Genomic DNA, 26,509 nt, shown 5'->3' with positions numbered 1-26,509 from the left:
GAGGCAGGCTTTTTATTATGCCAAGCGGAGTTAGAGTACCCGTTTTACCCCTTCAATCGCTGCCAGTTCGGTATACAGGGTTTCAATCTCTTCTTTACTCTGTACTGTGACGCGAATAGTCACTGAGTAATAAGTGCCTTTGCTGGATATTTTGGTCGCAGGAGAGTAATCACCTGGTACATGGCGCTGAACCACAGCCACGACTTTATCAGCCAGTTGTTCATCAGCGGTGCCGACAACTTTGAAAGGAAATGATGCTGGAAATTCCATCAAGTCTTCAAAGCGGGTATTTAGATCTGTATTTGTCATGGTCTTATCTCTAATTCAGTAATTATCTTTATATGGTGGTGATTTTAGCGGATTCAAGCGTCAGAGCAGTAACAAGACAATAAAAAAGCCACCTTAAGGTGGCTTTTTTATTTAACTCAATTGGTTAATTAAACCAGCTGGCAAACAGTTGCTTGAAGTAATCCATCAGCTTGCTGAACCAGCTGCCTTCATGGATAGGCTCTAAGGTCACCAGTGGGAACTGGGCAACATCTTTACCGTCCAGTTGGAAGTAGATACGACCAACAGTTTCGCCTTTAGCCAGCGGGGCTTTCAGCTCTTTGGTCAGCTCAAAATTGGCTTTCAGGTTTTTCGCTTGGCCACGGTAGATGGTGATAGGGGTATCAGTCAGCACACCCAGCTTGACTTCAGGCTTATCGCCATACCATACGCGAGCGGTAGTGAAAGTATCGCCTGCTTTGTAAGGGGTTACGGTTTCAAAGAAGCGGAAACCATAATTCAGCAGCTTCTTGCTTTCAGCCTTACGCGCTTGTTCACTCTTGGTGCCCATGACCACGGAGATCAGACGCATGCCATCTTTTGTGGCAGAGCTTACCAAGTTATAACCGGCAGCAGAGGTATGACCGGTTTTGATACCGTCAACATGCATGGATTTATCCCACAGCAGACCGTTACGGTTGTACTGTTTAATACCGTTATAGGTAAAGGACTTTTCGCTGTAAATATGGTACTCATTGGGTACATCGCGGATTAATGCCGCACCTAGCAGCGCCATATCATAGGCGGTACTTTTGTGATTTTTGGCATTCAAGCCGTGGGCATTTTCAAAATGGGTACCGTGCAGGCCCAGTTGCTTAGCCCAAGAGTTCATCAGATCAACAAATGCGCCTTCAGTGCCAGCAATGTGCTCAGCCATTGCCACACAGGCATCATTACCAGACTGAACAATAATACCTTGGTTCAGCTGTGACACTTTCACCTTGGAACCAACTTCAATGAACATTTTAGATGAGTCAGGGAAATTTTTTGCCCAAGCATTTTTGGATACTGTTACTTCATCATCAGGGGAGATGTTGCCGTTTTTCAGTTCCTGACCAATCACATAACTGGTCATCATCTTAGTCAAACTAGCTGGGTTTAGGCTTTCGTGGGCATTTTTTTCGGCAATCACTTTACCTGTCTGATAATCCATCAGCACATAAGCTTTGGCTGCCACATCCGGTGCATCCGGAATAACCATGGGAGCGGCAACGCTGGCGGCTGCACAGGAAATGCCTGTAACCAGGAGTAAAGCTTTTAAGGGACCTTTCACAAAATTCATCATCAATTCAGCACATCTATTGGTTGTGTTGGAACACTGGCGTAGTCAGCCACTGATACGGTGTTTTACCGCCGCAATTATATCACTAGTGGACAGTGGAGTTTATCCAAGGTTCCCATTGTTACGTTTTGTTAATCAATTATCTACCGGCAAGCCGAATTTGAGTTACCCGGCGGCCGGTAAAATTAGGTAACTTTCCGGATAGCCATTGGCACGGATTGTTTCCAATAATTCTTGCGCCAGCCGGGGATAACCGATTGGCCCAAGTTGCAGTTTATACAGTTCGCCCTGTTGTAACAGACGACTTTCCAGCTGGTATTTGGCTGATAGCTCTTTGCTTAATGCGATTAAACGCTGCCGGTCTTTGGCCGCCGCAATTTGGATGAACTGTTGTTTATCCCCCAGCCCGATAACAGAATCTGTTGTCGGTGGTGCAAAGGTTAACGCTTCAATTTTGACCGATGCCGTGCCGGTTTTGAGCATATCTAGTTTTGCAGCTGCCGCATAGGACAGATCAATAATCCTGCCATCATGGAATGGGCCGCGGTCATTGACCCGGACGATCACCTGGCGTTGGTTGTCCAAATTGGTCACTTTGACATAACTGGGTAATGGCAATGTCTTATGGGCCGCTGACATGGAATACATATCATAGGTTTCGCCATTGGATGTCAGATGGCCGTGAAATTTAGCCCCATACCAACTGGCCAATCCCTGTTGGGTAAAGCCTTGGCCGGAAGGCATCACATTATAGGTTTTGCCCAGCACGGTATAACGCTTATTGCCCTGTCGGCTGTAAGGCTCATATCTGGGGTGGGCATTTTCCAATTTGGATACGTCCGGCGCATTGGCCGGTGCTTTATCGCTGGACATACTGTATCTATCGCCTCCCGCGCAGCCGCCTAATAATAGGGCGGCGGCTAGCGGTAGGATTTGTATCAGGGATTTAGTGGACATCGTGGGCCTTTTTCAACTGCTCACTGAATTGATAAACCGCCATTGCATACAATGGACTGCGGTTATAGCGGGTAATGACATAGAAATTATTCAGCCCGAGCCAGTACTCGGTACTGCTTAGCTGCTCAAGTTCAATCAACATTGCGGGCTGACTGATATCCAGATCGCCACTGCGTTTTAGGCTCAGTTCTGGGTTAAGAATATCGGCCGCAGTAAAGTGTAGCGGCTTGGTATCCCATAAAAATGTTGTATCGATTGGCGCTTGTGCTTTTAACTCCAACGCCACCGGTTGATGATATTGCCAACCATGCTGGTGAAAGTAATTAGCGACCGAACCAATAGCGTCATCAATATTATTAATGAGATCTCGCTGACCATCACCATTGAAGTCCACCGCATAATGACGGTAGCTAGAAGAGATAAATTGGCCGTAACCCATGGCCCCGGCATAGGATCCTTTTAGTTCGCTTAATGGCAGATGTTCTTCGGTGATTAACTGCTGTAATTGCCCCAGCTCTGAGCGGAAGAAATCCGCTCGGGGTGGATAATAAAACCCTAGCGTATAGAGGGCATCAAGAACAGGATAGTTGCCCATAAACTGGCCATAAAAAGTTTCGATACCAATAATGGCGACAATGATCTGTGGGTCGACTTGATAAGTCCAAGCTGCTCGTTTGATAGTCTGCTCATGGGCACGCCAAAAATCTAACCCGGCCTGTAGCCGTTTTTCAGTCAGAAACAGTGGATAGTATTGATACCAAGGTTTGGCTTCCCAAGGGCGTGAAATGGCATTGAGCACATCTTGATTGAGCTTAGCATCAGCTAAAAATGCCCGGGTTTGCGCTGCACTAAATCCAGCCTTTTGTTGTTGGACGATAAAGGAATCTTGCTGCTGGGCAAGTGTTTCACTGCTGATAGTGGAGGATTGTGCGGCAACTTCAGCCGCCATTGCCCCGCTGCTGAGTGTCAGCAGCAGGGGCAGGGTAATACGGGTAAAGGCAGATAATTTTTTCATTTTAGTTTGTCTCTCCATTACCGCTGCTAGGTGTCAGCGGTCGACAAAGCGCCTGTGAGTGTGAATGCTCATTAAAATACCGAAGCCGATCATCAAGGTCAGCATGGACGTACCCCCATAGCTGATCAGCGGTAGTGGCACCCCTACCACAGGCAGAATACCGGATACCATACCAATATTTACAAAGACATATACAAAGAATGTCAGGGTGATGGAGCCGGATAGCAATCGGGCGAAGCTAGTTTGCGCTCTCGAAGCGATCACCAGCCCCCGGCCGATAACATAGACATACATGGCCAGCAGGAACATGCTACCAATCATGCCAAACTCTTCGCCGATCACGGCAAAGATAAAGTCGGTATGGCGCTCTGGTAAAAACTCCAACTGAGACTGCGTGCCCTGTAGCCAGCCTTTGCCCCAGAAACCACCGGAACCAATAGCAATTTTGGACTGGATAATATGGTAACCGGCGCCGAGGGGATCTTTTTCGGGATTCAGTAGCGTCAGTACCCGGGTGCGTTGATAGTCATGCATCAAAAAGAACCACAGGATCGGCAAAAATGCTAATACCGCCGCTACAACCGCGCCGACAATGGCCCAACTCATGCCTGACAGAAACAGCACAAACACCCCAGAGGCGGCCACTAAAATAGAGGTTCCTAAGTCTGGCTGACTGGCAATCAGTAGGGTTGGCACCAGTAAGATCCCGATACCGCCAAGCAGATAACGCTTTTTTGGCGGCAGCGGAAATTTACTGATATACCAAGCCATGGTGATAGGGAAAGCCAATTTCATTAGCTCTGAGGGCTGAAACTCCATAAAACCAAGATTCAGCCAACGCTGTGCGCCCTTGTTAATTTCACCAAAGAAATGCACGGCTAATAGCAGCACCACCCCAAGGATATAAATGGGCAATGCCCAGCGTCGTAATATTTCCGGATTAATTTGCGCCACGGCAAACATGATCACCAATGACAGTGCCATGCGGATTAATTGCCGATCCATCATGGCTAAGTCACCGCCACTGGCGGAATAGATCACAAACAGTCCGAAGCAGAATAGCATCAGCAGGCCCAATAGCAGCGGCAGATCAATATGCAGCCGTTGCCACAGGGTTTGTTGACTTTGATGGGAATTCATTTGGCACTTTTCCCTTTGTTATCTCGCAAAATATATTCATCTAACAATGCCCGGGCCACCGGGCCTGCATTGGCGCCGCCCCAGCCAGCGTTTTCCAGAACAACCGCCAATACAATGCGTGGATGTTCATAGGGGGCATAAGCAACAATCAAGGCGTTATCTCGTAGCCGTTCGGCCACATTATCATGATCGTATTTTTCCCCTTGGGCCACCGAAAACACCTGAGCAGTACCGGTTTTCATTGCCGCTGTGTATTTGGCATCCGTGAAGCGTGATTTATGAGCTGTGAGCCGCATCGCTTCATTGATAATGATCCAGTTTTTTGGATTTTTAAGGACAATAGGTGATTTTTCATCCACGGGAGTATTTAAACTACCATCCTCATTTTTGATGGATTTGAGCAGGTGCGGTGTAAAGCGTCGGCCTTTATTCGCTAAAATAGTAATGGCGGCAGCTAACTGCAGTGGCGTCGTGGTCCAGTACCCCTGTCCAATCCCAACAGAAATGGTATCGCCGATATACCAAGGTTGACGGTATTTATGCTGTTTCCACTCCCGTGATGGCATCATACCGGAGGCTTCTTCATAAATATCGACACCTGAGCTTTCACCAAACCCAAATTTATTCATAAAGTGGGAGATCTTATCAATTCCCAGCTTGTAGGCCATTTCATAAAAGAAGGTATCGCAGGAATCGATAATGGAGTGATAAACATCTACCCAACCGTGTCCCCAGCGTTTCCAATCGCGATATTTATGCTCAACCCCGGGAATTTGCCAAAAACCGGGATCCCAGATACGGGTTTTTTCGGTTACCGCTTTTTCTTCCAATCCCAACAGCGCCAGAATCGGTTTAACCGTCGATGCCGGAGCATACTGACCTTGTGTCGCACGGTTAATTAGCGGGCGAGATTTATTATTAAGTAGCTCACTATAGTCTTTGCCACTGATGCCATGGACAAACTGATTGGGGTCATAGCTGGGGCTGGAAACCAAAGCCAGAATACCGCCATTGCGAGGGTCAATGGCTACCACGCTGCCGCGGCGACCCGCGAGCAGTTCCATGGCTTTTTGCTGGAGTTCCAAATCCAGCGTGAGATAAATATCTTTGCCCGGTGTGGGTTGGGTCACTTCCAGGGTGCGGATTGTTCGGCCACGGTTATTGACCTCTTCTTCCAGGTGACCCGGTTTACCATGTAATACCGGCTCGTAATAACGTTCAATCCCCTGCTTACCGATAAATTTAGTTCCGGCATATTCATGCCATTGATCTGTGCGCTCGAGCGTTTCTCGGTCACGGGAGTTAATCCGGCCAACATAGCCAAGGGCGTGGGTCAGCACATCACCATAGGGATAGTAACGTTTTAAACCTGCCTCGACAGTAATGCCGGGGAAACGGTATTGGTTAACACTGAACTCTGCCACTTCCTGCTCGGTCAGGCGATTGATTAACGTCAGTGGGTTAAAGCGCCGGTGATGTTTTAGTGCTTTAGTAAAATCTTCCCGTTCTTCTTTACTGATAGGAATAACTTTGGCGAGATCATCCAAGGTGGCCTGCAGGTTTTTGACTTTTTCCGGCACCACATCCAAGGAGTAGAATGGTTGGTTTTCCGCTAGCAGGACGCCATGGCGGTCATAGATCAAGCCCCGGCTCGGTGGCAGCGGCACAATTCTGATCCGGTTATCATTGGAGCGGGTGGCATAATCTTTATAAGAGGTGATTTGCAGGTGGTACAGATTGCCCAGCAAAATGGACAGCAAACCAATCACACAAACAAAAGTGAACAGCGCGCGGCGCTTGAATAGCGACGCCTCCGCAGCGTGATCATGCATGGTAATTCGCTTGTTTGGCGACACTGATGCGTTCTCCAGCAGAGAACCGCGCCAAACTAGGCGGGTTCTCCGGGGTTATTATTCTCTGTGATAGGGGTGGTTGTTGTTAATGCTCCAAGCCCGGTACAGACTCTCTGCTACCACAATGCGTACCATTGGGTGGGGCAGGGTCAGTGTCGACAAGCACCAGCTTTGCGCTGCGGCTTGTTTACAGGCTGGGGCTAGCCCCTCTGGACCACCGATTAGCAGACTGACATCCCGGCCGTCATGCTGCCATTTACTCAGCTGCGTTGCCAGCTGTGGCGTAGTCCAGTGCTTGCCGGGCAAATCCAATGTGACAATATGGTTGCCTTTGGGGATTGCGGCCAGCATCAACTCACCTTCTTTTTGCAAAATACGGGCGATATCCGCATTTTTACCCCGTTTCCCGGCTGGAATTTCAGTTAATTCCAGTGCCATATCCCGGGGGAAACGACGTTGGTACTCTTCAAAGCCCCGGGTAACCCAGTCAGGCATTTTGGTACCGACAGCGATGAGTTGCAGTTTCATTAGGCGTTTTCAGCCCAGAGTTTTTCCAGTTGATAGAAATCACGGGTTTGCTCCTGCATGACATGCAGAATAACACCGCCAAAGTCCACCAAAACCCACTCACTACCATCACGGCCTTCAACGCCGAGGATTTCAATATTGGCCTGCTTGGCTTCTTTAACGGCATATTCAGCCATTGCGCGCACATGGGTGCTAGAAGTACCGGAGCAGATCACCATGTAATCTGTGATGGTGGATTGGTTAGATACGTCAAAAGTAACAATATCTTTGGCTTTCAGGTCGTCAATTTTATCGACTACAAATGCTTTTAACTCCGCGCTCTGCACGTAAGTTTTCCTCATGAATATTTTAAGACAGCCCACTAGTATACCAGCCCACAAGCGGGGAATATACGTTCAGGCATAGGTACAAAGACGGATAAATTCACCTAGCCCAGATACAGCCCATGGCTGCGGATATAGTGATTTACAGCCTTTGGCATCAGATTCTCAGGGAAGTTCCCGCTACGCAGCATGGTACGGATATCTGTGGAGGAAATCGCTTGCTCATCTACATTAAGTAGCACAATTTGTCCATGTTTATCTGGGGACAGATGGTCAGTAATGCGCTGGCAAATGGTGTCTGGAAGACACTCTGGCAATGGCCATCCCGGACGGCGACAGACAGCAAAATTACACAGCGTTAGTAAGGTTTGCCACTGATGCCATTGGGGCAGAGTGATTAAGCTGTCCATCCCCATCAGAAAAACAAAGTTTAAATTTGGATAACGCCGATTTAGCTCTGTCAGAGTATTCACCGAGTAACTGGGCTTACCACTGGCCGCGAGGGCGACTTCAAGGTCACACAATTTAAACAGGGGAAACTCATGACATACTTGCTTTGCCATGGCCATCCTGTGCTCGGTGGCGGTGATAGCTCCATTTTTATGGGGCGGGATAGCATTGGGCATCAGCCATATCTGTTCCAGCCCCAACACTGCTGCAGCGGCGAGTGCTGGGCGGATATGGCCGAAATGGATCGGATCAAAGGTACCGCCCAGTAGCCCGACAAGCTGACGGGGACGCGCAATGGGTAGGCTGTGTTGCGGCGTGGACATTTATGGCGCCAATGTAATATGGGCCAGTCGGCTATGGGCACTGGGATCAAACAAGATACACAGGTGGCTGAGCCCGACCCAATCCTCTACACCCTGTTGCTTGAGTTTTATCTCCAAGCGGGAGGCCAGTGACAGCATGCTTTCAAGTTGTTCAAGACTGAGGCGAGACAGGCAGCCCTGATATAAGGGTTTGCGTTTATCCCAAATCCGCAGTTTTCCCCATAGGCTGTTGAGGTTGTCGCCACGACTCTGAGCTGCTTTTAATTGCAACAGCACGGTCAATTCCTTAAACATAGCCCACAGTACAATCGGTAATGCCGTCCCTTCGGCATTGAGCTGTGCCAGCATATGTAGTGCTTTAGCCTGTTGATTCTGCAATAGGGCATCACTGAGCTGAAACACGCTGAAACGGGACTGATCTTCAAAATAATGGCTGAGATCCTGCACAGTAACGGCCTGATTAGGTGCCAGTAGTTGCAGTAATTTCAAGGCCTGATCCGCCGCCAATAAATTGCCTTCATACAGATTGGCCAACATGATTTTGGCATCCCGGTTCAATTGCAGGGCAAAATGTTGGATGCGGCCATCGAGCCAGCGCTGAAACTGCATGCCTTCGGGGGTAGCACAAGGCAGATAAATGCCTTGCTCATCCAGCACTTTAAACCATTTGGCTTTGGTCTGTTCTGCAGTGAGTTTTGGCCCTATCAATAGCAGTATGGTATCGGGATTAGCTTGAGCCAGCAGTGATTGCAACATGGCGGAGCCTTCCGGGCCTGGCTTAGCATTTGGCAGTTGCAGCTCGATAATTCGCCGGGCAGCAAACAGGCTCATGGCCTGAAATTCCTGCTCTAATTGCTGCCAAGCAAAACCGGTATCTTGGCTGTTGAGCGTGATACGTTCATCAAAACCTTGCTGGCGGGCCGCGGTAATAATCTGGCTTTTACAAGCGTCACTGAGCCAAGGGTCATCACCAAAAATCAAATAGACAGGGTGCAGCCGACCGAGTTGACGGTGCAGTTGATCTGGGTATACCCGCATCAGTTTACCTCGATAGAGGCCAGAGTCTGCACAATACGGTCAGCGGCCTGAGCGCGCATTTCCCGGGTTAACAGCTCCATTTCCCGGCTTTTTGCCAGTGCGGTACGGGGGTCATCAAGATAATCGCGGCGGATCTCAACATGGTAGAAGCCCGCATCTTTACCTGGCAGAGCAACAGAAAACTCTACCTTATAAATCAATTCATACTCGGCAACGTTGCCGGTGGGATACAGGGACAGGGTGGCCCGTTCCAGCTTGTCACGGATAAGTCGCAAATTAGCGACTTTGGCCTCAGCGTCCACCAGTTTGACACTGCTTAGCCGCAGACGCTCACGAACCAGTTGCGTCAGTTCGCTGTACTGGTCCTGACTGCTCAGGTGAAGGGTCGTCAACGCCGGGGGAATAAAATAATTCCCCTGGAGATGAAAACCACAACCGGCACTGGTCAGAATAACCAGTGCCAGCAGTGCAGAACCCAGTGCTTTAGGTGAAAAACTGCGTAATGTCAGACATTTTTTCAGCATAAGCTTGGGATATTCCTTTTATCGGGCAGGATCAGTTAGCCACAATGTTCAACAGCTTACCTGGCACATAAATGACCTTACGGACAGTTTTGCCTTCGGTGTGCTTCTGTACTTGCTCATCGCTCATGCCCAGTGCTTCAACCTCTTCTTTGCTGGCATCGGCAGCAACGGTGATTTTGGCACGCAGCTTACCGTTAACCTGCACCACGATCAGCTTAGAGTCTTCCACCAGGGCTTTTTCGTCAACTTCTGGCCAGCGAGTGTCTTCGATGTTGCCTTCGTTGCCCAGCTCATTCCACAGGCTGAAACTCAGGTGTGGGGTGATTGGGTACAACAGACGCACCACAGCAGATAAAGCTTCGCCCATCAGGGCTCTGTCTTGCTCAGACTCGGTTGCTGCTTTTTGCAGGTGGTTCATCAGTTCCATCACAGCAGCGACGGCAGTGTTGAACATCTGACGACGGCCGATATCATCGGACACTTTCGCGATGGTCTTGTGCAGTTCACGACGCAGATTCTTTTGATCTGCGTTCAGCGCAGCAACATCCAACGCAACAGTTGGGCCTGCGGCGATATGGTCATGAGCCAGTTTCCACAAACGCTTAATAAAGCGGTGCGCGCCTTCTACGCCAGACTCTTGCCATTCCAGCGTCAGCTCTGGTGGTGCTGCGAACATCATAAACAGACGTACGGTATCAGCACCGTATTTTTCTACCATTACCTGAGGGTCAATGCCGTTGTTCTTGGACTTGGACATCTTGCTCATGCCGGTATAAACCAGCTCATGGCCTTGGCTGTCAGTACACTTGGTAATGCGGCCTTTGTCGTCACGCTCTTCAACGTTGACATCCAGTGGCGAAACCCACACACGGGCGCCTTTCTCGTTGGTGTAGTAGAAGGCATCTGCCAGTACCATACCCTGAGTCAGCAGTTGCTTGGCTGGCTCATTAGAGTTCACCATGCCGGCATCACGCAGCAGCTTGTGGAAGAAGCGGAAGTACAGCAAGTGCATACAGGCGTGTTCGATACCACCGATATACTGGTCAACTGGCAGCCAGTAGTTGGCCTTGCTTGGGTCCAGCATTTCATCAGCCTGAGGGCTACAGTAACGGGCATAATACCAAGACGACTCCATAAAGGTGTCGAAGGTGTCAGTTTCACGTAGCGCTGGCTGACCATTGACTGTGGTCTTGGCCCACTCTTTGTCGGCTTTGATTGGGCTTTGAACACCATCCATCACCACATCTTCTGGCAGAATAACTGGCAGTTGATCTGCTGGTGTTGGCATCACAGTGCCGTCTTCCAGGGTCACCATAGGAATTGGCGCGCCCCAGTAACGTTGACGGGATACCCCCCAGTCACGCAGACGATAGTTCACCTGACGCTTACCTTTGCCTTCTGCGGATAGCTTGGCATCAATGGCATCAAAGGCTTGCTGGAAGTCCAGACCGTCAAACTCAGCAGAGTTAAACAGTACGCCTTTTTCGGTGTAAGCTGCTTCAGAAATATCAACGTCACCATCAGCAGGCTTGATAACGGCTTTCAGGTTCAGGCCATATTTCTTGGCAAATTCATAATCACGCTGATCGTGCGCAGGTACAGACATCACAGCGCCTGTGCCATAGTTCATCAGCACGAAGTTGGCCGCAAACACAGGTACGGCTTCGCCAGTCAGCGGGTGGATGGCTTTCAGGCCAGTATCCACGCCTTTTTTCTCCATGGTCGCCAGTTCAGCTTCGGTGGAGTTGGCATTTTTACACTCGTCGATAAAGGCTTGCAGCTCAGCATTGCCCGCAGCGGCTTTTTCTGCCAGAGGGTGAGCTGCAGCAATCGCGACGTAAGTGACGCCCATGACAGTGTCTGGGCGGGTGGTGTAGATAGCAAAAGTATCTTCTGAATCTTCAACCTTGAAGGTCATCTCGATGCCTTCGCTGCGACCAATCCAGTTACGCTGCATGGTTTTAACCTGCTCAGGCCAGCCATCCAGCGTATCCAGATCATTCAGCAGCTCTTCGGCATAATCAGTGATTTTGATAAACCACTGTGGAATTTCTTTCTGCTCTACTTGGGAGTCACAGCGCCAGCAGCAGCCATCGATAACCTGTTCGTTGGCCAGTACGGTCTGATCGTTTGGACACCAGTTGACAGACGAGGTTTTCTTGTAGACCAAGCCCTTTTCATACAACTTAGTGAAGAACCACTGTTCCCAGCGATAGTACTCTGGGGTACAGGTGGCAATTTCACGGCTCCAGTCATAGCCAAAGCCCAGCATTTTCAGCTGGCCTTTCATGTACTCAATATTTTCATAAGTCCATGGCGCTGGCGCAGTTTTATTGTTGATGGCTGCGTTTTCTGCTGGTAGACCAAAAGAGTCCCAGCCGATAGGCTGCATCACATTTTTGCCCTGCAGACGCTGGAAGCGGGATACCACGTCACCAATGGTGTAGTTACGCACGTGGCCCATATGCAGACGGCCGGATGGATAAGGGAACATAGAGAGGCAGTAAAACTTCTCTTTGTTAGCGTCTTCGGTGACTTCGAAGGTTTTTTTCTCGGCCCAGTGCTGTTGCACCTGGGGCTCGATTGCTGAAGGATTATATTGCTCTTGCATCGATCTTTCCGGCCTAGCCGCCTGTTTTTTTGATCTTGCGCTGTTACCGCGCGGTTGGATCTGCATAGAATAAACCAAGAGCGCAGTATCCCCAAGTAACTTCCGGGGATGAGTTAGGGGGTTGGCACATAATTGTCAACGACCGGATTGGGCTTTGTTACAGTTTTGCCGCTGTTTGCCAAGGGACATAACCGCTGAGGTTAACGTACAATTAATACTGGTTGCGGCCCATGGTGTAACAGCTATTGGTATAGTAAAAATGTTCCTTTCTTTAAGGGAGTAATTATTATGAGTGACAAAAGTGCGAAGTTACTGACGCTGTATCAGGCGCTGATTGACCGGGTGAAAGCCCAGTACGAACAAGACCATTCCCTGACCACCAAAGATTTGCTCAAATCGGTCACCAATTGTGGTGAATACATTAAACTCAAACAAGCCGCAGGCGCTGAAGAAATGGCGCTGGTGGAGCATTTCCTTAAACGCGATATTGTCACCTTTTTATCTGAACGCAATGCCAACGATTTAAGCTTTAGCCCCAGTGTGATCACTGCTGAAAATACCTTGTGGCACTGGCTTAATGAAATCACTGATCGTAGCCAAGTTGAGTGGCATGAGCTGAACCGGGATCTGCACAATCAGGGGCAGTATCACAGTGGTGAAATTGTCAGTCAGGGGCGACTTATTTGCACCAAATGCGGTAACAGTATGGATATCGAGTTCCCCGGTGTGATCCCTGATTGCCCTGAGTGTGATAATGGCGATTTCACCCGTGAGCCATTGGAGCCTTAATCGGCAGCGGCTAATCGTAAAGCCTAAATATCATCTGGAGCTGTTATTCATCGGCAGCTCCTCATAATGCTGCTTATTTACTTGTGGTTTATCTTACCGAATTCATCTGGTTTTACCTGGGTTTCTTCCTGCTACGTTGCACTTAATCTTTAATATCGCTGTTTAATATCCAACTTTTAATTCCCCAAATTCTTATTCTGAGTTCAAGTTAAAGCTAAGTCACCAACAACGAATGGCTGAGGCTGGGATTTTAGTTGGCCGTAGCTTTAACCATACCGATGGCTGGAATCGTTTATCATTAGGACGGCCAGATGAGATGCTGACATTCTGCCAAACCCTTATCGCATTTCGGCGTAAGGGTTGGGCATAATGCTGAGCTTGGAATCGGGACTTTTGGCGAGGTTTAGATCCGCGGGATAAAATGCCCGGTGTGGCTTTCCGCCTGTACTTGTTCCCGGGCTTTCAGCGGCACGGTCAGGCGGCAGGCATCTGTGGTGTCGCTGCCAACCATTTCATCATAGGCGGTTTGCATTTGTACAATGACCGAGTCAGCCCCCAATTGGGCTAAGGCATGTTCAGCATCAGAAAGGGAATTAAACGTGGTGATGCGACCATCAGGTTGACTGAGACTGTGAAAACGCCCTTTTTTATCCTCCAGCCCGGCCAGGTAATGATTACTGTCGGCATAGCTAATAATTATCGGGTGGCCTTGCTGATAGATAATCTGCTGTTTCAGTTCTGCTGCTAACATAGGCGGACTCCTGTTCGTTTTCATGGCGGCCAATGCGAGGCTGGAAGTACTGGATATGTTGTATCAACTGCTCGATATGGCGACTTAAAGACAGATACCACACAGTTGACGTTTCGCCGACAACACCAAGCTGCTGATACATAGTGATTTATCGGCGATGAAGCTGCTCCTTTTGCGGCGGTTTAACATTCAGATGTAGCCAGTCTTAGTCAGTACGCGGCACGTTAGTGACAAGATCGGATTTTTCTCCTGCCATATCGGGGCGCATATAGTCACTATAGTTAGTATGACAGAGCATGCTTGGGGCTAGCAGAGATAAAAAAATCCGCCACAGAGGGCAGATTTGTTATTTAGGCTAAGTCGACAGCGAAGCATTTCAACCTTGTGCTTAAGCGAAGTACTTTAATGCTTAGAGGCTTTAATGATTAAGCGCCTTAGTCAGGGTATAAGCTTAGCGCCGGCGCAATTGCAGTCTTCTGGCCAGAGTCAGTATTAACAGACAAACACTGAACATCAGTATGGGCCATTCACCCAGGCGGTTAAACCAGGTCATGCCGCGCACTAACGGCACTTTTGCGGTTAATACCCCAGCCTCAAATTGTGGCAGGGAAGCAATGATATTGCCCTGATAATCCACCACCGCCGTTACGCCATTATTGGTTGAACGCAGCAGCGGTCTGCCTAATTCAACTGCGCGCATACGGGCGATTTCCATATGTTGCAACGGGCCATTTGAGGCACCGAACCAAGCGTCATTGGACACTGTCAGCAACATATCCGTACTGTTGTGGACACTGTCACGAACCTGCTCAGGAAAGGCTATTTCATAGCAGATAGCCGGGGCCAGATGGTAGCCTAACGCGCTGAGGTTTGGCTGCAAATACGGGCCACGGGCAAAGGATGACATCGGCAGATTAAACAGCGGTGCAATGGGACGCAATAGATCTTCAAATGGTACAAATTCACCAATGGGCAGTAAATGGTGTTTGAAGAACTGGTTTTTACCATCGTGGTTAAAGTCGCCGGCCGGCTCTTGTTTGGCAAACTCATTGCCCAGCACAATCAGCGAGTTGTAAAACTGCTGGTGGCGGTAGCTGATAATACCGGTCACAATGGCCGCATGGTTGAGGTTGGCCACCTTATTGGCATTATCCAGGTAGTCCTTCACCATATAATCCGGCGCAGGTACTGCCGCTTCTGGCCAAATGACAATGTCTGAGTCCAGCACCGGCCGGGTCAGATCCATGTATTTCACCATGGTTGGCCACAGATGCTCTGGCTCCCACTTCAAACTTTGCGGGATATTGCCCTGTACCAAGGCCACCTTGACTGACTTTCCCCGAGGTTCGAGATGGTTAAAACTGGGCACCAGATACACCAGCAGTGCCAGCACCGGCAGCGCAATTGCCAGTGGTTGCCAGCGGCGGCGAAGACTTAGCAATAACGCCCCCGCCAGCAGTGCCAGCACAAAGCTAAGTCCCAGTGTGCCGATAATCGACGCCAATGGTCGCAGCGGTCCATCCGTTTGTGTGTAACCGGCCCAGAGCCAAGGGAAGCCGGTCAGTACCCAGCCTCTGGCCCATTCAGTCAATGTCCAGAGCGCTGGAAACAGTGCCAGCTCCCGCCAATAGCCAGGCTTGGGGGCGAGGCGGTACAGCAAAGCCCCTGCGATGGCTGGGTACAGCGCCAAATACAGCGCCAACAGCAGCATCAGGGCCAAGGAGCCTACCAGCGGGATCCCGCCATACTGATCCATGCTGACATGGACCCAACTGATCCCGATGCTGAACGCACCGAAACCGAAACTGAGCCAATGGCTAAATGCGGCGCGGGTGCTGCGGTGGGGCATCAACCAGAGCGTGAATGCCAGTGCCAGCGGATAAATCGGCCACAAATTATAGGGAGCAAATGCAAGGGCGGTACTGCCACCGGCCAGGTAGGCCAACAGCAGTACGCCGAAAGAGCGGGACAGGAAAGTGTCCCGGATTGATTTCAGCACAGGTAATCTTCTGTCAGTTAATCTTCAGCGGCTTCATCCACCTCAGGATCCGGCAGTTTGACTCTTAGCTGGATCAGGCGACGGGTGTCAGCGTTGATGACCTTGAATTCGATACCGTCGATCAGGATTTTCTCATTGCGCTCCGGCAGATGACCGAAGGCATGGGACACCAGACCGCCCACTGTATCAAATTCTTCATCACTGAATTGTGTGTTGAATTTTTCGTTGAAATCTTCCACCGGCGTCAGGGCTTTCACCATATACACCCGATTGGCGACTTTGCGAATTTCTGTTTCTTCCGCGCTGTCGTGGTCGAATTCATCTTCAATATCACCAACGATTTCTTCCAGAATATCCTCAATGGTCACCAGACCGGATACCCCGCCATATTCATCCACCACAATGGCCATATGGTAACGTTGGGAGCGGAACTCTTTGAGCAATACATCCACCCGCTTGCTTTCCGGTACCACCACAGCAGGGCGGATCACCTTGGCTAGCGAGAAGGGTTCATCACTGTTATTGAAGCCGTATTTCAGCAGATCTTTGGCCAGCAGAATGCCTTCGATATGGTCTTTATCTTCATTGACCACAGGAAAGCGGGAGTGGGCTGACGTAATAACGGTGGAGAGCAGTTCTTCCACTGTGTTGCTGATTTGGACTGTGACTATCTGGGCCCTTGGGATCATAATATCCCGCACGCGCAGATCGGAAACCTCCAATACACCTTTAATCATTTCGCGGGTGTCTTCGGTGATCAGTTCACGTTGCTCGGCATCGTGAATAACATCAACCAACTCTTCGCGATTTTGAGGTTCGCCCTGAAAAAAATTACTGACTCGTTCAAACCAGTTTTTCTTGTGGGCGTTTGTACTCGGGGGAATGTCGTCGCTCATAATGTGATTCTCAGCTTTATTCAAAGCCAACTATTGCTCCTTGTAAGGGTCTTCAAAACCAAGGCTCTGGATTAACTGGGTTTCCAGTGCTTCCATCTCTTCAGCCTCAGCATCTTCAATGTGATCATAGCCCAGCAGATGCAGACAACCATGCACCACCATGTGGGCCCAGTGTGCTGCTAACGGCTTGTGTTGATCCGCGGCTTCATTTTCAACGACTGACGCGCAAATAACAAGATCCCCAAGCAGCGGGAGTTCAATTCCCGGAGGTGCCTCAAAGGGAAAGGACAATACATTAGTTGGTCTGTCCTTGCCACGGTAATCCCGGTTCAGGGTTTGGCTCTCTTCTGCATCCACAATCCGTATGGTTAACTCAGCCTGCTCCATGGTGTTGCCCAGTGCGGTGCGCACCCAAGTATCAAACTGGGCGGCATCCGGCAGGGTATGCCCTTCAGTGGCAACCTGCAGATCCAGGGCTAAATCAAGACTCATGTGACGCATCCTCTAATCGGTATTGGCTGTCGGCATTGCCTTTGGCTGCCTGACGTTGTTGTTCATGGGTTTCGTAGGCTTCAACAATGCGGGCAACCACAGGGTGACGCACCACATCTTTAGCCTGGAAAAAGTTAAAGCTAATCTCATCCACATTGCCGAGCACTTCAATAGCATGGCGCAAGCCTGATTTGGCATTGCGGGGCAAGTCTATCTGAGTGATATCACCGGTAATTACCGCCTTGGAATTAAAGCCAATCCGGGTGAGGAACATTTTCATCTGTTCCACTGTGGTGTTCTGGCTTTCATCCAGAATAATAAAGGCGTCATTTAAGGTGCGGCCACGCATATAAGCCAGCGGCGCGACTTCAATCACGTTGCGCTCAATCAGGCGCTCGACCTTCTCAAAGCCCAGCATTTCAAACAGGGCGTCATACAAAGGGCGCAGATACGGGTCGACCTTCTGGCTTAAATCCCCGGGTAAAAAGCCCAGTTTTTCCCCGGCTTCAACTGCGGGGCGGGTCAGCAAAATGCGCCGGACTTCTTGACGCTCCAATGCATCCACGGCCGCTGCAACGGCTAAGTAGGTTTTCCCTGTCCCGGCAGGGCCAATACCAAAGGTGATGTCATGGCGAACAATATTGGCCACATATTGGCTTTGGTTGGGGTTACGGGGCTTGATTACGCCGCGGCGGGTTTTGATATACAGCTCTTTATCATCCCCGTTGTCGTCCACTTCTAGGGCGATAGCTTCCTGAATGGCGATATGCACTTTTTCCGGCTCTAAATCCGGGGTGCTGCCTTTCACCGGCTGGGTGTCAATATAGAGCTGCTTTAGCAGGTTATTTGCGGTCAGACAGTTTCTTGGCAAACCGACAATTTTAAATTGGTTGTTACGGTAACTGATTTCCACGCCGATGCGGCGTTCCAGTTGTTTGATGTTGTCATCGAATGGGCCGCACAGTGATGCCAGACGGCGATTATCGGCGGGTTCGAGGTACAGATTCATCGCGGTAAGTTTGCTGGACAACGATTACTCCCTTGCTGATAGTCAGCATATAAAGCCAGTAACAATGACGTTATATTACTCTCAAAAAATATCAAGGGCGACCATAGGGTCGCCCTTGATGCTGCATAATGGGATTATTCCGGGACGAATTGGCTAACGCCCAGATCATCATCTTGCTTATGCTTGGCCAAAATGGCTGATGGGTGCAGATCCCGACGCAAGTCCATCTCATCTTCGCCGCAGATAAATTCGCCGCGCAGTGAGTTAGGGAACACATCAACAATCTTCACATCGACAAAGCTGCCGATATGGCGTGGGTCGCCTTCAAAGTTAACCACGCGGTTGTTTTCCGTACGGCCGCGCAGCTCCATTGGATTTTTAATGGATGGACCTTCCACCAAAATGCGCTGTACTGTGCCGAGCATTTGGCGGCTGTAGCGCATTGCCTGCTGGGTAATGCGGTCTTGCAAAATCGCCAGGCGCTGCTTTTTCTCTTCCAAATCGACATCATCTGGCATATCGGCTGCCGGGGTACCCGGACGCGCACTGAAGATAAAGCTAAAGCTGTGGTCGAAGTTTACTTCTTCAATCAGCTTCATGGTGTCGGCGAAGTCCTGCTTGGTTTCGCCGGGGAAACCAACGATAAAGTCAGAGCTTATCTGAATATCCGGACGAGCTTTACGCAGTCGGCGGATAATGGACTTGTACTCAATGGCCATATGGCCGCGCTTCATCTGGGTCAGGATACGGTCAGAGCCTGACTGCACTGGCAGGTGCAAGAAGCTCACCAGCTCAGGGGTATCTTCGTAAACGTCGATAATGTCCTGGGTGAATTCAATCGGGTGGCTGGTGGTAAAACGGATACGATCGATACCGTCAATGGCGGCAACATAGCGCAGCAGCTCAGCAAAAGAGCAGATCTCATCATCATGGGTCGGGCCGCGGTAGGCATTCACGTTTTGTCCCAGCAGGTTCACTTCCCGCACGCCTTGCTCAGCCAGCTGAGCAATTTCTAAGATGACGTCATCCAGCGGGCGGCTGACCTCTTCACCACGGGTGTATGGCACCACGCAATAGGTACAGTATTTGCTGCAGCCTTCCATAATGGAAACAAAGGCGGTTGGCCCTTCAGCACGAGGCTCTGGCAGACGGTCAAACTTTTCCACTTCTGGGAATGACACGTCAATCACGGCTTTTTCGCCACGGCGAACTTGCTCAATCATCTCTGGCAGACGGTGCAGTGTCTGTGGCCCAAAAATAATATCCACGCATTGGGCGCGCTCTCTAATGGCCTTGCCTTCTTGCGAGGCAACGCAGCCGCCCACGCCGATGATCAGCTCGGGCTTTTTGTCTTTCAGGGTTTTCCAGCGGCCCAGCTGATGGAATACTTTTTCCTGGGCTTTTTCGCGAATCGAGCAGGTATTGAGCAGCAGGATATCTGCATCCTCTGCCTCTTCGGTCAGGGTATAGCCCTGAGCTTCGCCCAACAGATCAGCCATCTTGGATGAGTCGTACTCATTCATCTGACAGCCCCAGGTTTTGATATGGAGTTTTTTACTCATCAGTATGCATCGCTCTTCGAACCACGGTAAAAAATAGCGCAATATTTTACCTGTTAAGGGACACGCTGACCAGCTTTTGTCCTTAAGTCGATTCGAATTAACGCTACAGCCCAGTTGCCACGGCGTAATTTATGGTCGGCAGACATCAACGAGTAAAAGCTGAATAAGCGTTATTTGCTGTGCTGTTTTGTTTTTATCTTAAATTAAACAGATTTCGTTGCAGCGGTATCAAGGTTACGTTTCTCTGTTTATCTGGCGTTTGCCACTGAATAAATTTACGGCATAATTTCTGCCATCACAGGCAAGGGGCAGAGTGTGCGCCGGGCAAACAAAGGATGCTGTAAATGCTGGATATGGTGGTTATTGGTGGCGGTATGGTTGGCGCGGCGGCGGCAGTGGGGCTGGGGCAGCTTGGCTTTAAGGTGGCTGTGGTGGATGCCTGTGAGCCTCAGGCATTTGCCCCGGAGCAGGCGCTGGATTTACGGGTGTCTGCGGTCAGTGTGGCGTCTGAGCAACTGCTTACCCAATTGGGCGCTTGGCCTACAGTGCAATCAATGCGAAGCGCACCTTATCTGGGGTTGGAAACCTGGGAGTTAGCTGGCTTTATCACCCGTTTTCATGCCAGTGACGTCAATGCCTCGCACCTTGGTCATATTGTGGAAAATCGCCTGATCCAATTGGCGCTGTGGCAACAATTACGGACATTAAAAAATGTCGAGCTTTATTGCCCGGCAACCGTGAGTGAATTTAGTCGGCCTGACGCTGATAGCATTAGTGTGCAGTTGGACTGCGGGCAACAATTACAATGTCGATTGTTGATTGGTGCCGATGGTGCTGATTCGAAAGTGCGGGACTGGGCCGGTATTGGCCTCAGTGGCTGGCAATACAGCCAAAGCGCTATGCTGATCAATGTTAATAGCCCCAGTCAGCAATCGATTACTTGGCAGCAGTTTACCCCCAGCGGCCCCCGTGCCTTGCTGCCTTTGCCGGGGGATCATGTGTCCTTAGTTTGGTATGACAGCCCTGGTCGTATTGCCCAATTGATGCAATTGTCGCTGCCAGCGCTAGCGCAACAAGTGCGTGAGCATTTTCCTGCGCGCCTAACAGATGAATTGGGAGACGATTTTATCGTGCAGGCTCGGGGAAGTTTTCCGCTGACGCGGCGTCATGCCCAATGTTATACCGGTAGTCGCTTATTGCTGTTAGGCGATGCGGCTCACACCATTAATCCGTTGGCCGGGCAGGGCGTTAATCTGGGTTTTAAAGATGTGGCGGCGTTATTGCGTTGTGCCCAATTTGCCCAGCCCAGCGCTGAACAGACTGATAAACCCACACAAGCCAGTGTTGCACCTTGGTGGCAAGCTGATGTGCTACAGCGGCAATTATTGCAGCCGTATCAACAGGCACGCTACCGGGATAACCTGCTTATGATGACGGCGATGGATGCCTTTTATCTTGGCTTTAGTAATGATCTGCTGCCGCTGAAAATCCTGCGCAACGGCGCACTGAAGCTGGCGGATAATGCCGGAGTCCTGAAACAGCAGGTGTTGAAATATGCCATGGGGCTGAAATAACGGCCGCCATCTCTTCGTCCTATTGGTTGTTTTTAACAGTCAAAAGCGATCTTCGGTGTGAAGCGCTGCACGAAAGAAGATGAAGGAAAAGCGCTTGGCCTGTTTTCGACGGCCATTTTGGCGGCCGGCGCGCCGTTTTCGGCGGCGGTCGACAACGGATGCTGGTGGAAATTTGTTGAGCAGTCGCAATGAGTGTTAAAATGGCGCGTTTTTTTAAATTCCCCATGCATTGAACTGATTTACAGTCATTAAGAAAAAGATGAGTGAAATAAAACTGATTGTCGGGTTGGCCAATCCCGGGGCTGAATATGCCCAGACTCGCCACAATGCCGGCGCTTGGTATGTGCAGGAACTTGCCCGGATAGGCGGCGTGACACTGGCACCTGACAGCAAATATTTTGGCCTGACAGCCAGAATGCAATTGCATGGCCGTGATGTACGCTTGCTGATCCCAACCACGTTTATGAATTTAAGCGGTAAGTCTGTAGCAGCACTGGCGAATTTTTTTCGTATTGAGCCTGAGCAGATTTTAGTGGCCCATGATGAGCTGGATATGCCACCTGGAGTGGCGAAATTTAAGCTTGGCGGCGGTCACGGTGGTCACAATGGCCTGAAGGATATTATTGCCAAGCTTGGCAATAACAAAAACTTTTACCGTTTGCGGATCGGCATCGGTCATCCTGGTGACAAAAATAAAGTTGCCGGTTATGTGCTGAATAAAGCCCCGCAGGCGGATCAGGAAAAAATGCTGGCAGCAGTAGATGAAGCGGTACGGTCAACGGAAATCCTGTTTAAGGATGGCATGACCAAAGCGCAGACCCGGCTGCATAGCTTTAAGGCTGAATAAACCGTATCGCAGCGCGGTACAATAGATTTTTCCCGGCCGGCAGTGTGTCTGCCCGGCGATACATTGAGAAATAAAGGTAAGTATATGGGTTTTAAATGCGGCATCGTTGGTTTGCCAAACGTCGGTAAGTCAACTCTGTTTAATGCGCTCACTAAAGCGGGAATTGAAGCAGCAAACTTCCCTTTCTGTACCATTGAGCCAAACACCGGCGTGGTGCCTGTGCCGGATCCTCGTATGGATGCGCTGGCAGAAATTGTGAAACCTGAGCGTGTACTGCCAACCACGATGGAATTTGTGGATATTGCCGGTCTGGTTGCTGGTGCCTCTAAAGGTGAAGGTCTGGGCAATAAATTCCTGGCCAACATCCGTGAAACCGATGCGATTGGTCATGTTGTGCGTTGTTTTGAAAATGACAACATTGTGCACGTGGCTAACCGAGTTGATCCTGCCGGTGATATCGAAGTCATCAACACTGAACTGGCGTTGGCGGATCTGGATAGCGTTGAGCGCGCCATCACCCGTCAGCAAAAGCGTGCCAAGGGTGGCGACAAAGATGCCAAGTTCGAAGTTGAAGTGCTGGAAAAAATGCGTCCAGTACTGGACGAAGGCAACATGCTGCGCTCTTTAGCACTGTCTAAGGAAGAGCTGGAAGCGGTGGGTTATCTGAATCTGCTGACTTTAAAGCCAACCATGTACATTGCCAACGTGTCTGAAGACGGCTTTGAAAATAATCCGCATCTGGACGTAGTGCGTGCTATTGCCGCGAATGAAAATGCCGTGGTTGTGCCTGTGTGCGCAGCCATTGAGTCTGAGCTGGCAGAAATGGATGATGAAGACCGAGCTGAGTTTATGGCTGATCTGGGTCTGGAAGAGCCCGGTCTGGACCGGGTTATCCGTGCCGGTTACACCCTACTGAACCTGCAAACCTACTTTACCGCTGGGGTTAAAGAAGTGCGGGCTTGGACTGTGCCAGTCGGTGCGACTGCACCACAGGCCGCTGGTGTGATCCACACTGACTTTGAGCGTGGCTTTATTCGTGCCCAAGTAATGTCTTACGATGATTTCGTACAGTACAAGGGTGAAGCTGGCTGTAAAGAAGCCGGTAAGCTGCGAGTAGAAGGTAAGACTTACACAGTGCAGGACGGTGATGTGATGCACTTCCTGTTTAACGTGTAATAAAGCTTACAGATAATCGTATTGCCGCTGGCGGCGCTTTGGCTTAGTGTCTTTGTCTTGAGTAAGCCTGCCAGCGACAGCATGACATTAACGCTATGGCGGTGATATCAAGGGGAAGCATTAAGCTTCCCCTTTTTGTTTGGCAGTTAACACACATTGCTATCGTGAGTGCTCGCGCTTTTAGTTAACTGTCGATATTTGTTGGGGATGGCAACCAATATAGATAGTTCCACACAGTTTTGAATGGCTGTTGTGCTTTAAATTCTGCTTTTAGAGACGTTATGGTGGTGAAGTTTCTAACTTCAGCTTTGTTCCATGCAGCTTATTGCTGGGATTGATAGGTGGCACAATTGTTTTTTTGCCAGTTTAATCCTGAATTTTGCCACTAAAGGCGGTTTTTTCTGTTTTTTTGCTGCCATAATGAACGGCTTGGCGAGTTAATCGCCTGTTGATGCATTTAGTGCGTTTTTATGAAAAAAAGCGGTTGACCTGTATGGGGCGAATAAGCATAATACGCCCCGTTCCTCGCCGAGAGGGACGCAGGAAACAAAGTGGCTATGTAGCTCAGCTGGTTAGAGCACAGCACTCATAATGCTGGGGTCGCAGGTTCAAGTCCCGCTATAGCCACCATCTTCTTAAGATGTAAAACTAAAGACGTTGCGGGAGTGGTGAAATTGGTAGACACGCCAGATTTAGGTTCTGGTGCCGCAAGGTGTGAGAGTTCAAGTCTCTCCTCCCGTACCATTTAACCGTTGCAGTGACAACGGTACGTAAACGCTGATGGGGTATCGCCAAGCGGTAAGGCACCGGGTTTTGATCCCGGCATTCCCAGGTTCGAATCCTGGTACCCCAGCCATCTTTTGTTTACAGTGATGTTTCCGCCCATTTGGGGTATCGCCAAGCGGTAAGGCACCGGGTTTTGATCCCGGCATTCCCAGGTTCGAATCCTGGTACCCCAGCCATCGGCTATGTAGCTCAGTTGGTTAGAGCACAGCACTCATAATGCTGGGGTCGCAGGTTCAAATCCCGCCATAGCCACCATATTTATTCAGGTTGAAGTGATTACTTTGTTCTGAAAACCCTTTTGGGGTATCGCCAAGCGGTAAGGCACCGGGTTTTGATCCCGGCATCCCCAGGTTCGAATCCTGGTACCCCAGCCATAACATGAAAGCCCGTCAAAATGACGGGCTTTTTTGTTATCTGCCTGTTGTTATTCTTGCCTCAGTATGAATTCGGCATTAATTCTGCCGTGATATCTCACACCCCGAATAAACTCTGGATTACCGTTTTATTTACAATGGTATAATTCTGTTTCAACGGTACAGACATCGACGTACCGGATTACAATATCAAAGACATTAAGTTATATGACCTCAGGTTATTGAGTGATATCAGCTAGATGCTGGCATAAGCCCGGTTAAGTCTCACGGGTAATATGGCATCGCCATATGATGTGATGGCGCTTGCTTGCGTCAGCGGGGGAAACATTGCCCCTACATTGCAATTAACTGATGTTCTTGGTATCACAACGGTTATTTTTATATTCAGCGAAATAAAGGTTTACCCATGAAGCGGATCATCTCTATCCAGTCCCACGTAGTATACGGCTGCGCCGGAAACAGCAGCGCCGTATTCCCTATGCGCCGCAGCGGCATGGATGTGCTGCCGATTAACACGGTACAATTTTCCAACCATACCCAGTATGCCGAAGGCTGGAAAGGTATGGTGATGCCAGCCGGACAGATCACCGAGCTAGTGGAAGGGTTGAATAATATTGGCGTATTGGCCAGTGTTGATGCGGTATTGAGCGGTTATTTGGGCAGTGCCGAGCAAGGTGGTGAGATTGTTGCTGCGGTAGAAAAACTCAAAGCGAGTAATCCGGCGGCCATTTATTGCTGTGATCCTGTGATGGGGCACCCGGAAAAAGGCTGTATTGTGGCCCCTGGCGTGGCGGAATTTTTGAAAACTAAAGCCTTAGCCGCAGCGGATGTGATGACGCCTAACCTGCTGGAGCTGGAAACCCTGACCGACACTGAAATCCATAATCTGGATGAAGCCATTGCCGCCTGCGAACAGCTATTGCGCCAGGGTGTAAAAATGGTTGTGGTGAAGCATCTGGCCCGCGCTGCCACATCAAGCGAGCGATTTGAGATGTTGCTGGCGACTGAGCAAGGTTGTTACTTGATTGCCCGCCCTCTATATGAATTTGAAAAACAGCCGGTAGGGGTTGGTGATCTGATCAGCGGCTTAATGCTGGCCAATCTGCTGGCCGGTTTTACCGCGGTAGAAGCTTTTGAGCGCACCAATGCGGCAGTGGATGCTGTTCTGGCGGAAACCTTTAAACAGCAAGCTTATGAACTGCAATTGATCCGTGCGCAAGAATCTATCGCCTCTCCGGTGATTTATGAGCATGCCAAGCAGGTAAAATAAGGTGTTGCCGGTAATGGCATGATTTGCAAAGCAGCCCGGTTGTCAGTGATGATGGCCGGGCTGTTTGCTATGGAAGGCCGGTTTTTTATGTGGCGTTAACCATGCAGCGGTGGCTGGAAGTGAATACCGGTATCCCAAGGTTGTTCAATCCAAGTATCCTGAGGAATATCGACGATATAGTCATCTACTAATGCTGCCCCGGCCGGTTTAGCGCAGACGGTGACAAAACGGGCTTTGGGGTAGATTTCACGGATAATGCGGGCGGTAGAGCCGGTATCGACTAAATCATCCACCACGATAAAGCCTTCACCGTCACCTGGGGCGTGTTTGAGGATATTGGCATCCCCTTTACGATCATGCTCATAGCTGGCAATGCAGATGGTATCAATATGACGCAGACCAAGCTCCCGCGCCAAAATTGCAGCAGGTACTAATCCACCACGGCTAACAGCAATAATGCCATGCCATTGTGTCGCAGGCATTAACCGGGCCGCCAGTTCACGGCTATAGCCCTGCATTTGATCCCAGGTAATTAAAAATTTCTTGGTCATATACAACCTTATCCAAAGCAATATGATGTCTGACAGTGTGGCTGTCAGATGAGGGTATAAAA

The 26,509-nt window shown here is 49.8% G+C and carries 25 protein-coding genes and 6 tRNA genes; 12 read left to right on the top strand and 19 right to left on the bottom strand.

The annotated features are described in order from the left end of the window. Positions 1–30: 30 nt before the first annotated feature. The 12 genes from ybeD to leuS all read right to left on the bottom strand — a co-directional run bounded on the left by ybeD (position 31) and on the right by leuS (position 12,371). Positions 31–309: a DUF493 family protein YbeD gene (ybeD, locus tag NFHSH190041_RS16240; RefSeq protein WP_261922777.1), complete on the bottom strand. Its 279-nt coding sequence runs from the start codon at positions 307–309 to the stop codon at positions 31–33. Positions 310–433: 124 nt separating this feature from the next. After that, positions 434–1,612, bottom strand: a complete 1,179-nt coding sequence (locus NFHSH190041_RS16235; RefSeq protein ID WP_261922776.1) for a serine hydrolase — start codon at positions 1,610–1,612, stop codon at positions 434–436. A gap of 162 nt (positions 1,613–1,774) precedes the next feature. Further along, complete coding sequence (locus NFHSH190041_RS16230; RefSeq protein ID WP_261922775.1) at positions 1,775–2,566, bottom strand: septal ring lytic transglycosylase RlpA family protein; 792 nt, start codon at positions 2,564–2,566, stop codon at positions 1,775–1,777. After that, complete coding sequence (gene mltB / locus NFHSH190041_RS16225; protein WP_261925161.1) at positions 2,556–3,515, bottom strand: lytic murein transglycosylase B; 960 nt, start codon at positions 3,513–3,515, stop codon at positions 2,556–2,558. The genes NFHSH190041_RS16230 and mltB overlap by 11 nt, the downstream gene beginning before the upstream one ends. A gap of 99 nt (positions 3,516–3,614) precedes the next feature. Next, complete coding sequence (gene rodA / locus NFHSH190041_RS16220) at positions 3,615–4,721, bottom strand: rod shape-determining protein RodA (RefSeq protein ID WP_261922774.1); 1,107 nt, start codon at positions 4,719–4,721, stop codon at positions 3,615–3,617. After that, the gene (mrdA, locus tag NFHSH190041_RS16215) at positions 4,718–6,577 is read right to left on the bottom strand and encodes a penicillin-binding protein 2 (protein ID WP_261922773.1); all 1,860 of its coding nucleotides are present in this window, start codon (positions 6,575–6,577) and stop codon (positions 4,718–4,720) included. Before mrdA ends, rodA begins: the two co-directional genes overlap by 4 nt. Before the next feature lie 54 nt (positions 6,578–6,631). Then, positions 6,632–7,102 (bottom strand): 23S rRNA (pseudouridine(1915)-N(3))-methyltransferase RlmH, encoded by a 471-nt coding sequence (gene rlmH, locus NFHSH190041_RS16210; protein WP_261922772.1) that lies wholly within the window; start codon positions 7,100–7,102, stop codon positions 6,632–6,634. Then, positions 7,102–7,428, bottom strand: coding sequence for a ribosome silencing factor (rsfS, locus tag NFHSH190041_RS16205; RefSeq protein ID WP_261922771.1), 327 nt, complete (start codon positions 7,426–7,428; stop codon positions 7,102–7,104). The genes rlmH and rsfS overlap by 1 nt, the downstream gene beginning before the upstream one ends. Positions 7,429–7,529: 101 nt before the next feature. Beyond that, positions 7,530–8,198, bottom strand: coding sequence for a nicotinate (nicotinamide) nucleotide adenylyltransferase (gene nadD / locus NFHSH190041_RS16200; RefSeq protein ID WP_261922770.1), 669 nt, complete (start codon positions 8,196–8,198; stop codon positions 7,530–7,532). Then, positions 8,199–9,236 carry a DNA polymerase III subunit delta gene (holA, locus tag NFHSH190041_RS16195; RefSeq protein ID WP_261922769.1) on the bottom strand — a complete coding sequence of 346 codons (1,038 nt, stop codon included), beginning with the start codon at positions 9,234–9,236 and terminating at the stop codon, positions 8,199–8,201. It abuts the gene before it with no gap. Then, a complete protein-coding gene (gene lptE, locus NFHSH190041_RS16190; RefSeq protein ID WP_261922768.1) occupies positions 9,236–9,760 on the bottom strand; it encodes an LPS assembly lipoprotein LptE in 525 nt (174 codons plus the stop codon). Before lptE ends, holA begins: the two co-directional genes overlap by 1 nt. Positions 9,761–9,791: 31 nt before the next feature. Continuing rightward, positions 9,792–12,371 carry a leucine--tRNA ligase gene (gene leuS / locus NFHSH190041_RS16185; RefSeq protein ID WP_261922767.1) on the bottom strand — a complete coding sequence of 860 codons (2,580 nt, stop codon included), beginning with the start codon at positions 12,369–12,371 and terminating at the stop codon, positions 9,792–9,794. 288 nt (positions 12,372–12,659) lie between these two features. Here leuS and NFHSH190041_RS16180 point away from each other — a divergent pair, with 288 nt between their 5' ends. Together NFHSH190041_RS16180 and NFHSH190041_RS16175 are read left to right on the top strand one after the other, a co-directional pair. Next, complete coding sequence (locus NFHSH190041_RS16180) at positions 12,660–13,160, top strand: zinc ribbon-containing protein (protein WP_261922766.1); 501 nt, start codon at positions 12,660–12,662, stop codon at positions 13,158–13,160. Between the two features lie 232 nt (positions 13,161–13,392). Continuing rightward, positions 13,393–13,530, top strand: a complete 138-nt coding sequence (locus NFHSH190041_RS16175) for a hypothetical protein (RefSeq protein ID WP_261922765.1) — start codon at positions 13,393–13,395, stop codon at positions 13,528–13,530. 33 nt (positions 13,531–13,563) lie between these two features. Here the strand turns inward: NFHSH190041_RS16175 and NFHSH190041_RS16170 are convergent, their stop codons facing one another. The 6 genes from NFHSH190041_RS16170 to miaB all read right to left on the bottom strand — a co-directional run bounded on the left by NFHSH190041_RS16170 (position 13,564) and on the right by miaB (position 19,869). Further along, a complete protein-coding gene (locus NFHSH190041_RS16170) occupies positions 13,564–13,911 on the bottom strand; it encodes a DUF6482 family protein (RefSeq protein ID WP_261922764.1) in 348 nt (115 codons plus the stop codon). A 451-nt stretch (positions 13,912–14,362) separates the two neighbouring features. After that, positions 14,363–15,910, bottom strand: a complete 1,548-nt coding sequence (gene lnt, locus NFHSH190041_RS16165) for an apolipoprotein N-acyltransferase (protein ID WP_261922763.1) — start codon at positions 15,908–15,910, stop codon at positions 14,363–14,365. Between the two features lie 17 nt (positions 15,911–15,927). After that, entirely contained in the window at positions 15,928–16,806 is an 879-nt protein-coding gene (gene corC / locus NFHSH190041_RS16160) for a CNNM family magnesium/cobalt transport protein CorC (protein WP_261925160.1), read from the bottom strand. 30 nt (positions 16,807–16,836) lie between these two features. Then, the gene (ybeY, locus tag NFHSH190041_RS16155) at positions 16,837–17,298 is read right to left on the bottom strand and encodes an rRNA maturation RNase YbeY (protein ID WP_261922762.1); all 462 of its coding nucleotides are present in this window, start codon (positions 17,296–17,298) and stop codon (positions 16,837–16,839) included. Beyond that, positions 17,288–18,328 (bottom strand): PhoH family protein, encoded by a 1,041-nt coding sequence (locus NFHSH190041_RS16150; protein WP_261922761.1) that lies wholly within the window; start codon positions 18,326–18,328, stop codon positions 17,288–17,290. The genes ybeY and NFHSH190041_RS16150 overlap by 11 nt, the downstream gene beginning before the upstream one ends. A gap of 113 nt (positions 18,329–18,441) precedes the next feature. Next, entirely contained in the window at positions 18,442–19,869 is a 1,428-nt protein-coding gene (gene miaB / locus NFHSH190041_RS16145) for a tRNA (N6-isopentenyl adenosine(37)-C2)-methylthiotransferase MiaB (RefSeq protein WP_261922760.1), read from the bottom strand. Between the two features lie 344 nt (positions 19,870–20,213). On the opposite strand from miaB, the gene NFHSH190041_RS16140 reads away from it, so the two are divergent. The 10 genes from NFHSH190041_RS16140 (at position 20,214) to pdxY (ending at position 25,896) form a co-directional block, all read left to right on the top strand. Then, a complete protein-coding gene (locus NFHSH190041_RS16140) occupies positions 20,214–21,443 on the top strand; it encodes an FAD-dependent monooxygenase (RefSeq protein ID WP_261922759.1) in 1,230 nt (409 codons plus the stop codon). A 259-nt stretch (positions 21,444–21,702) separates the two neighbouring features. Continuing rightward, positions 21,703–22,290 (top strand): aminoacyl-tRNA hydrolase, encoded by a 588-nt coding sequence (gene pth / locus NFHSH190041_RS16135; protein WP_261922758.1) that lies wholly within the window; start codon positions 21,703–21,705, stop codon positions 22,288–22,290. Between the two features lie 84 nt (positions 22,291–22,374). Continuing rightward, positions 22,375–23,466 carry a redox-regulated ATPase YchF gene (gene ychF, locus NFHSH190041_RS16130; RefSeq protein ID WP_261922757.1) on the top strand — a complete coding sequence of 364 codons (1,092 nt, stop codon included), beginning with the start codon at positions 22,375–22,377 and terminating at the stop codon, positions 23,464–23,466. Between the two features lie 553 nt (positions 23,467–24,019). Then, positions 24,020–24,096, top strand: a tRNA-Met gene (locus tag NFHSH190041_RS16125). A gap of 29 nt (positions 24,097–24,125) precedes the next feature. Beyond that, positions 24,126–24,210 (top strand) — tRNA-Leu (locus tag NFHSH190041_RS16120). 37 nt (positions 24,211–24,247) lie between these two features. Then, a tRNA-Gln gene (locus NFHSH190041_RS16115) sits at positions 24,248–24,322 on the top strand. A 31-nt stretch (positions 24,323–24,353) separates the two neighbouring features. Beyond that, positions 24,354–24,428: transfer RNA gene (locus NFHSH190041_RS16110), tRNA-Gln, on the top strand. A 2-nt stretch (positions 24,429–24,430) separates the two neighbouring features. Further along, positions 24,431–24,507 (top strand) — tRNA-Met (locus NFHSH190041_RS16105). Positions 24,508–24,551: 44 nt separating this feature from the next. After that, positions 24,552–24,626: transfer RNA gene (locus tag NFHSH190041_RS16100), tRNA-Gln, on the top strand. A 406-nt stretch (positions 24,627–25,032) separates the two neighbouring features. Further along, on the top strand, positions 25,033–25,896 hold the full coding sequence (gene pdxY, locus NFHSH190041_RS16095) for a pyridoxal kinase PdxY (protein ID WP_261922756.1): 864 nt from the start codon (positions 25,033–25,035) through the stop codon (positions 25,894–25,896). Positions 25,897–25,991: 95 nt separating this feature from the next. Here the strand turns inward: pdxY and gpt are convergent, their stop codons facing one another. Continuing rightward, on the bottom strand, positions 25,992–26,447 hold the full coding sequence (gene gpt / locus NFHSH190041_RS16090; RefSeq protein WP_261922755.1) for a xanthine phosphoribosyltransferase: 456 nt from the start codon (positions 26,445–26,447) through the stop codon (positions 25,992–25,994). Positions 26,448–26,509 lie beyond the last annotated feature (62 nt).

It is taken from the genome of Shewanella sp. NFH-SH190041, from assembly GCF_024363255.1.
Taxonomy (GTDB): domain Bacteria; phylum Pseudomonadota; class Gammaproteobacteria; order Enterobacterales; family Shewanellaceae; genus Shewanella.
The sequence above is the reverse complement of the archived record's forward strand: the minus strand, read 5'-3'. Positions and strand labels throughout refer to the sequence as shown.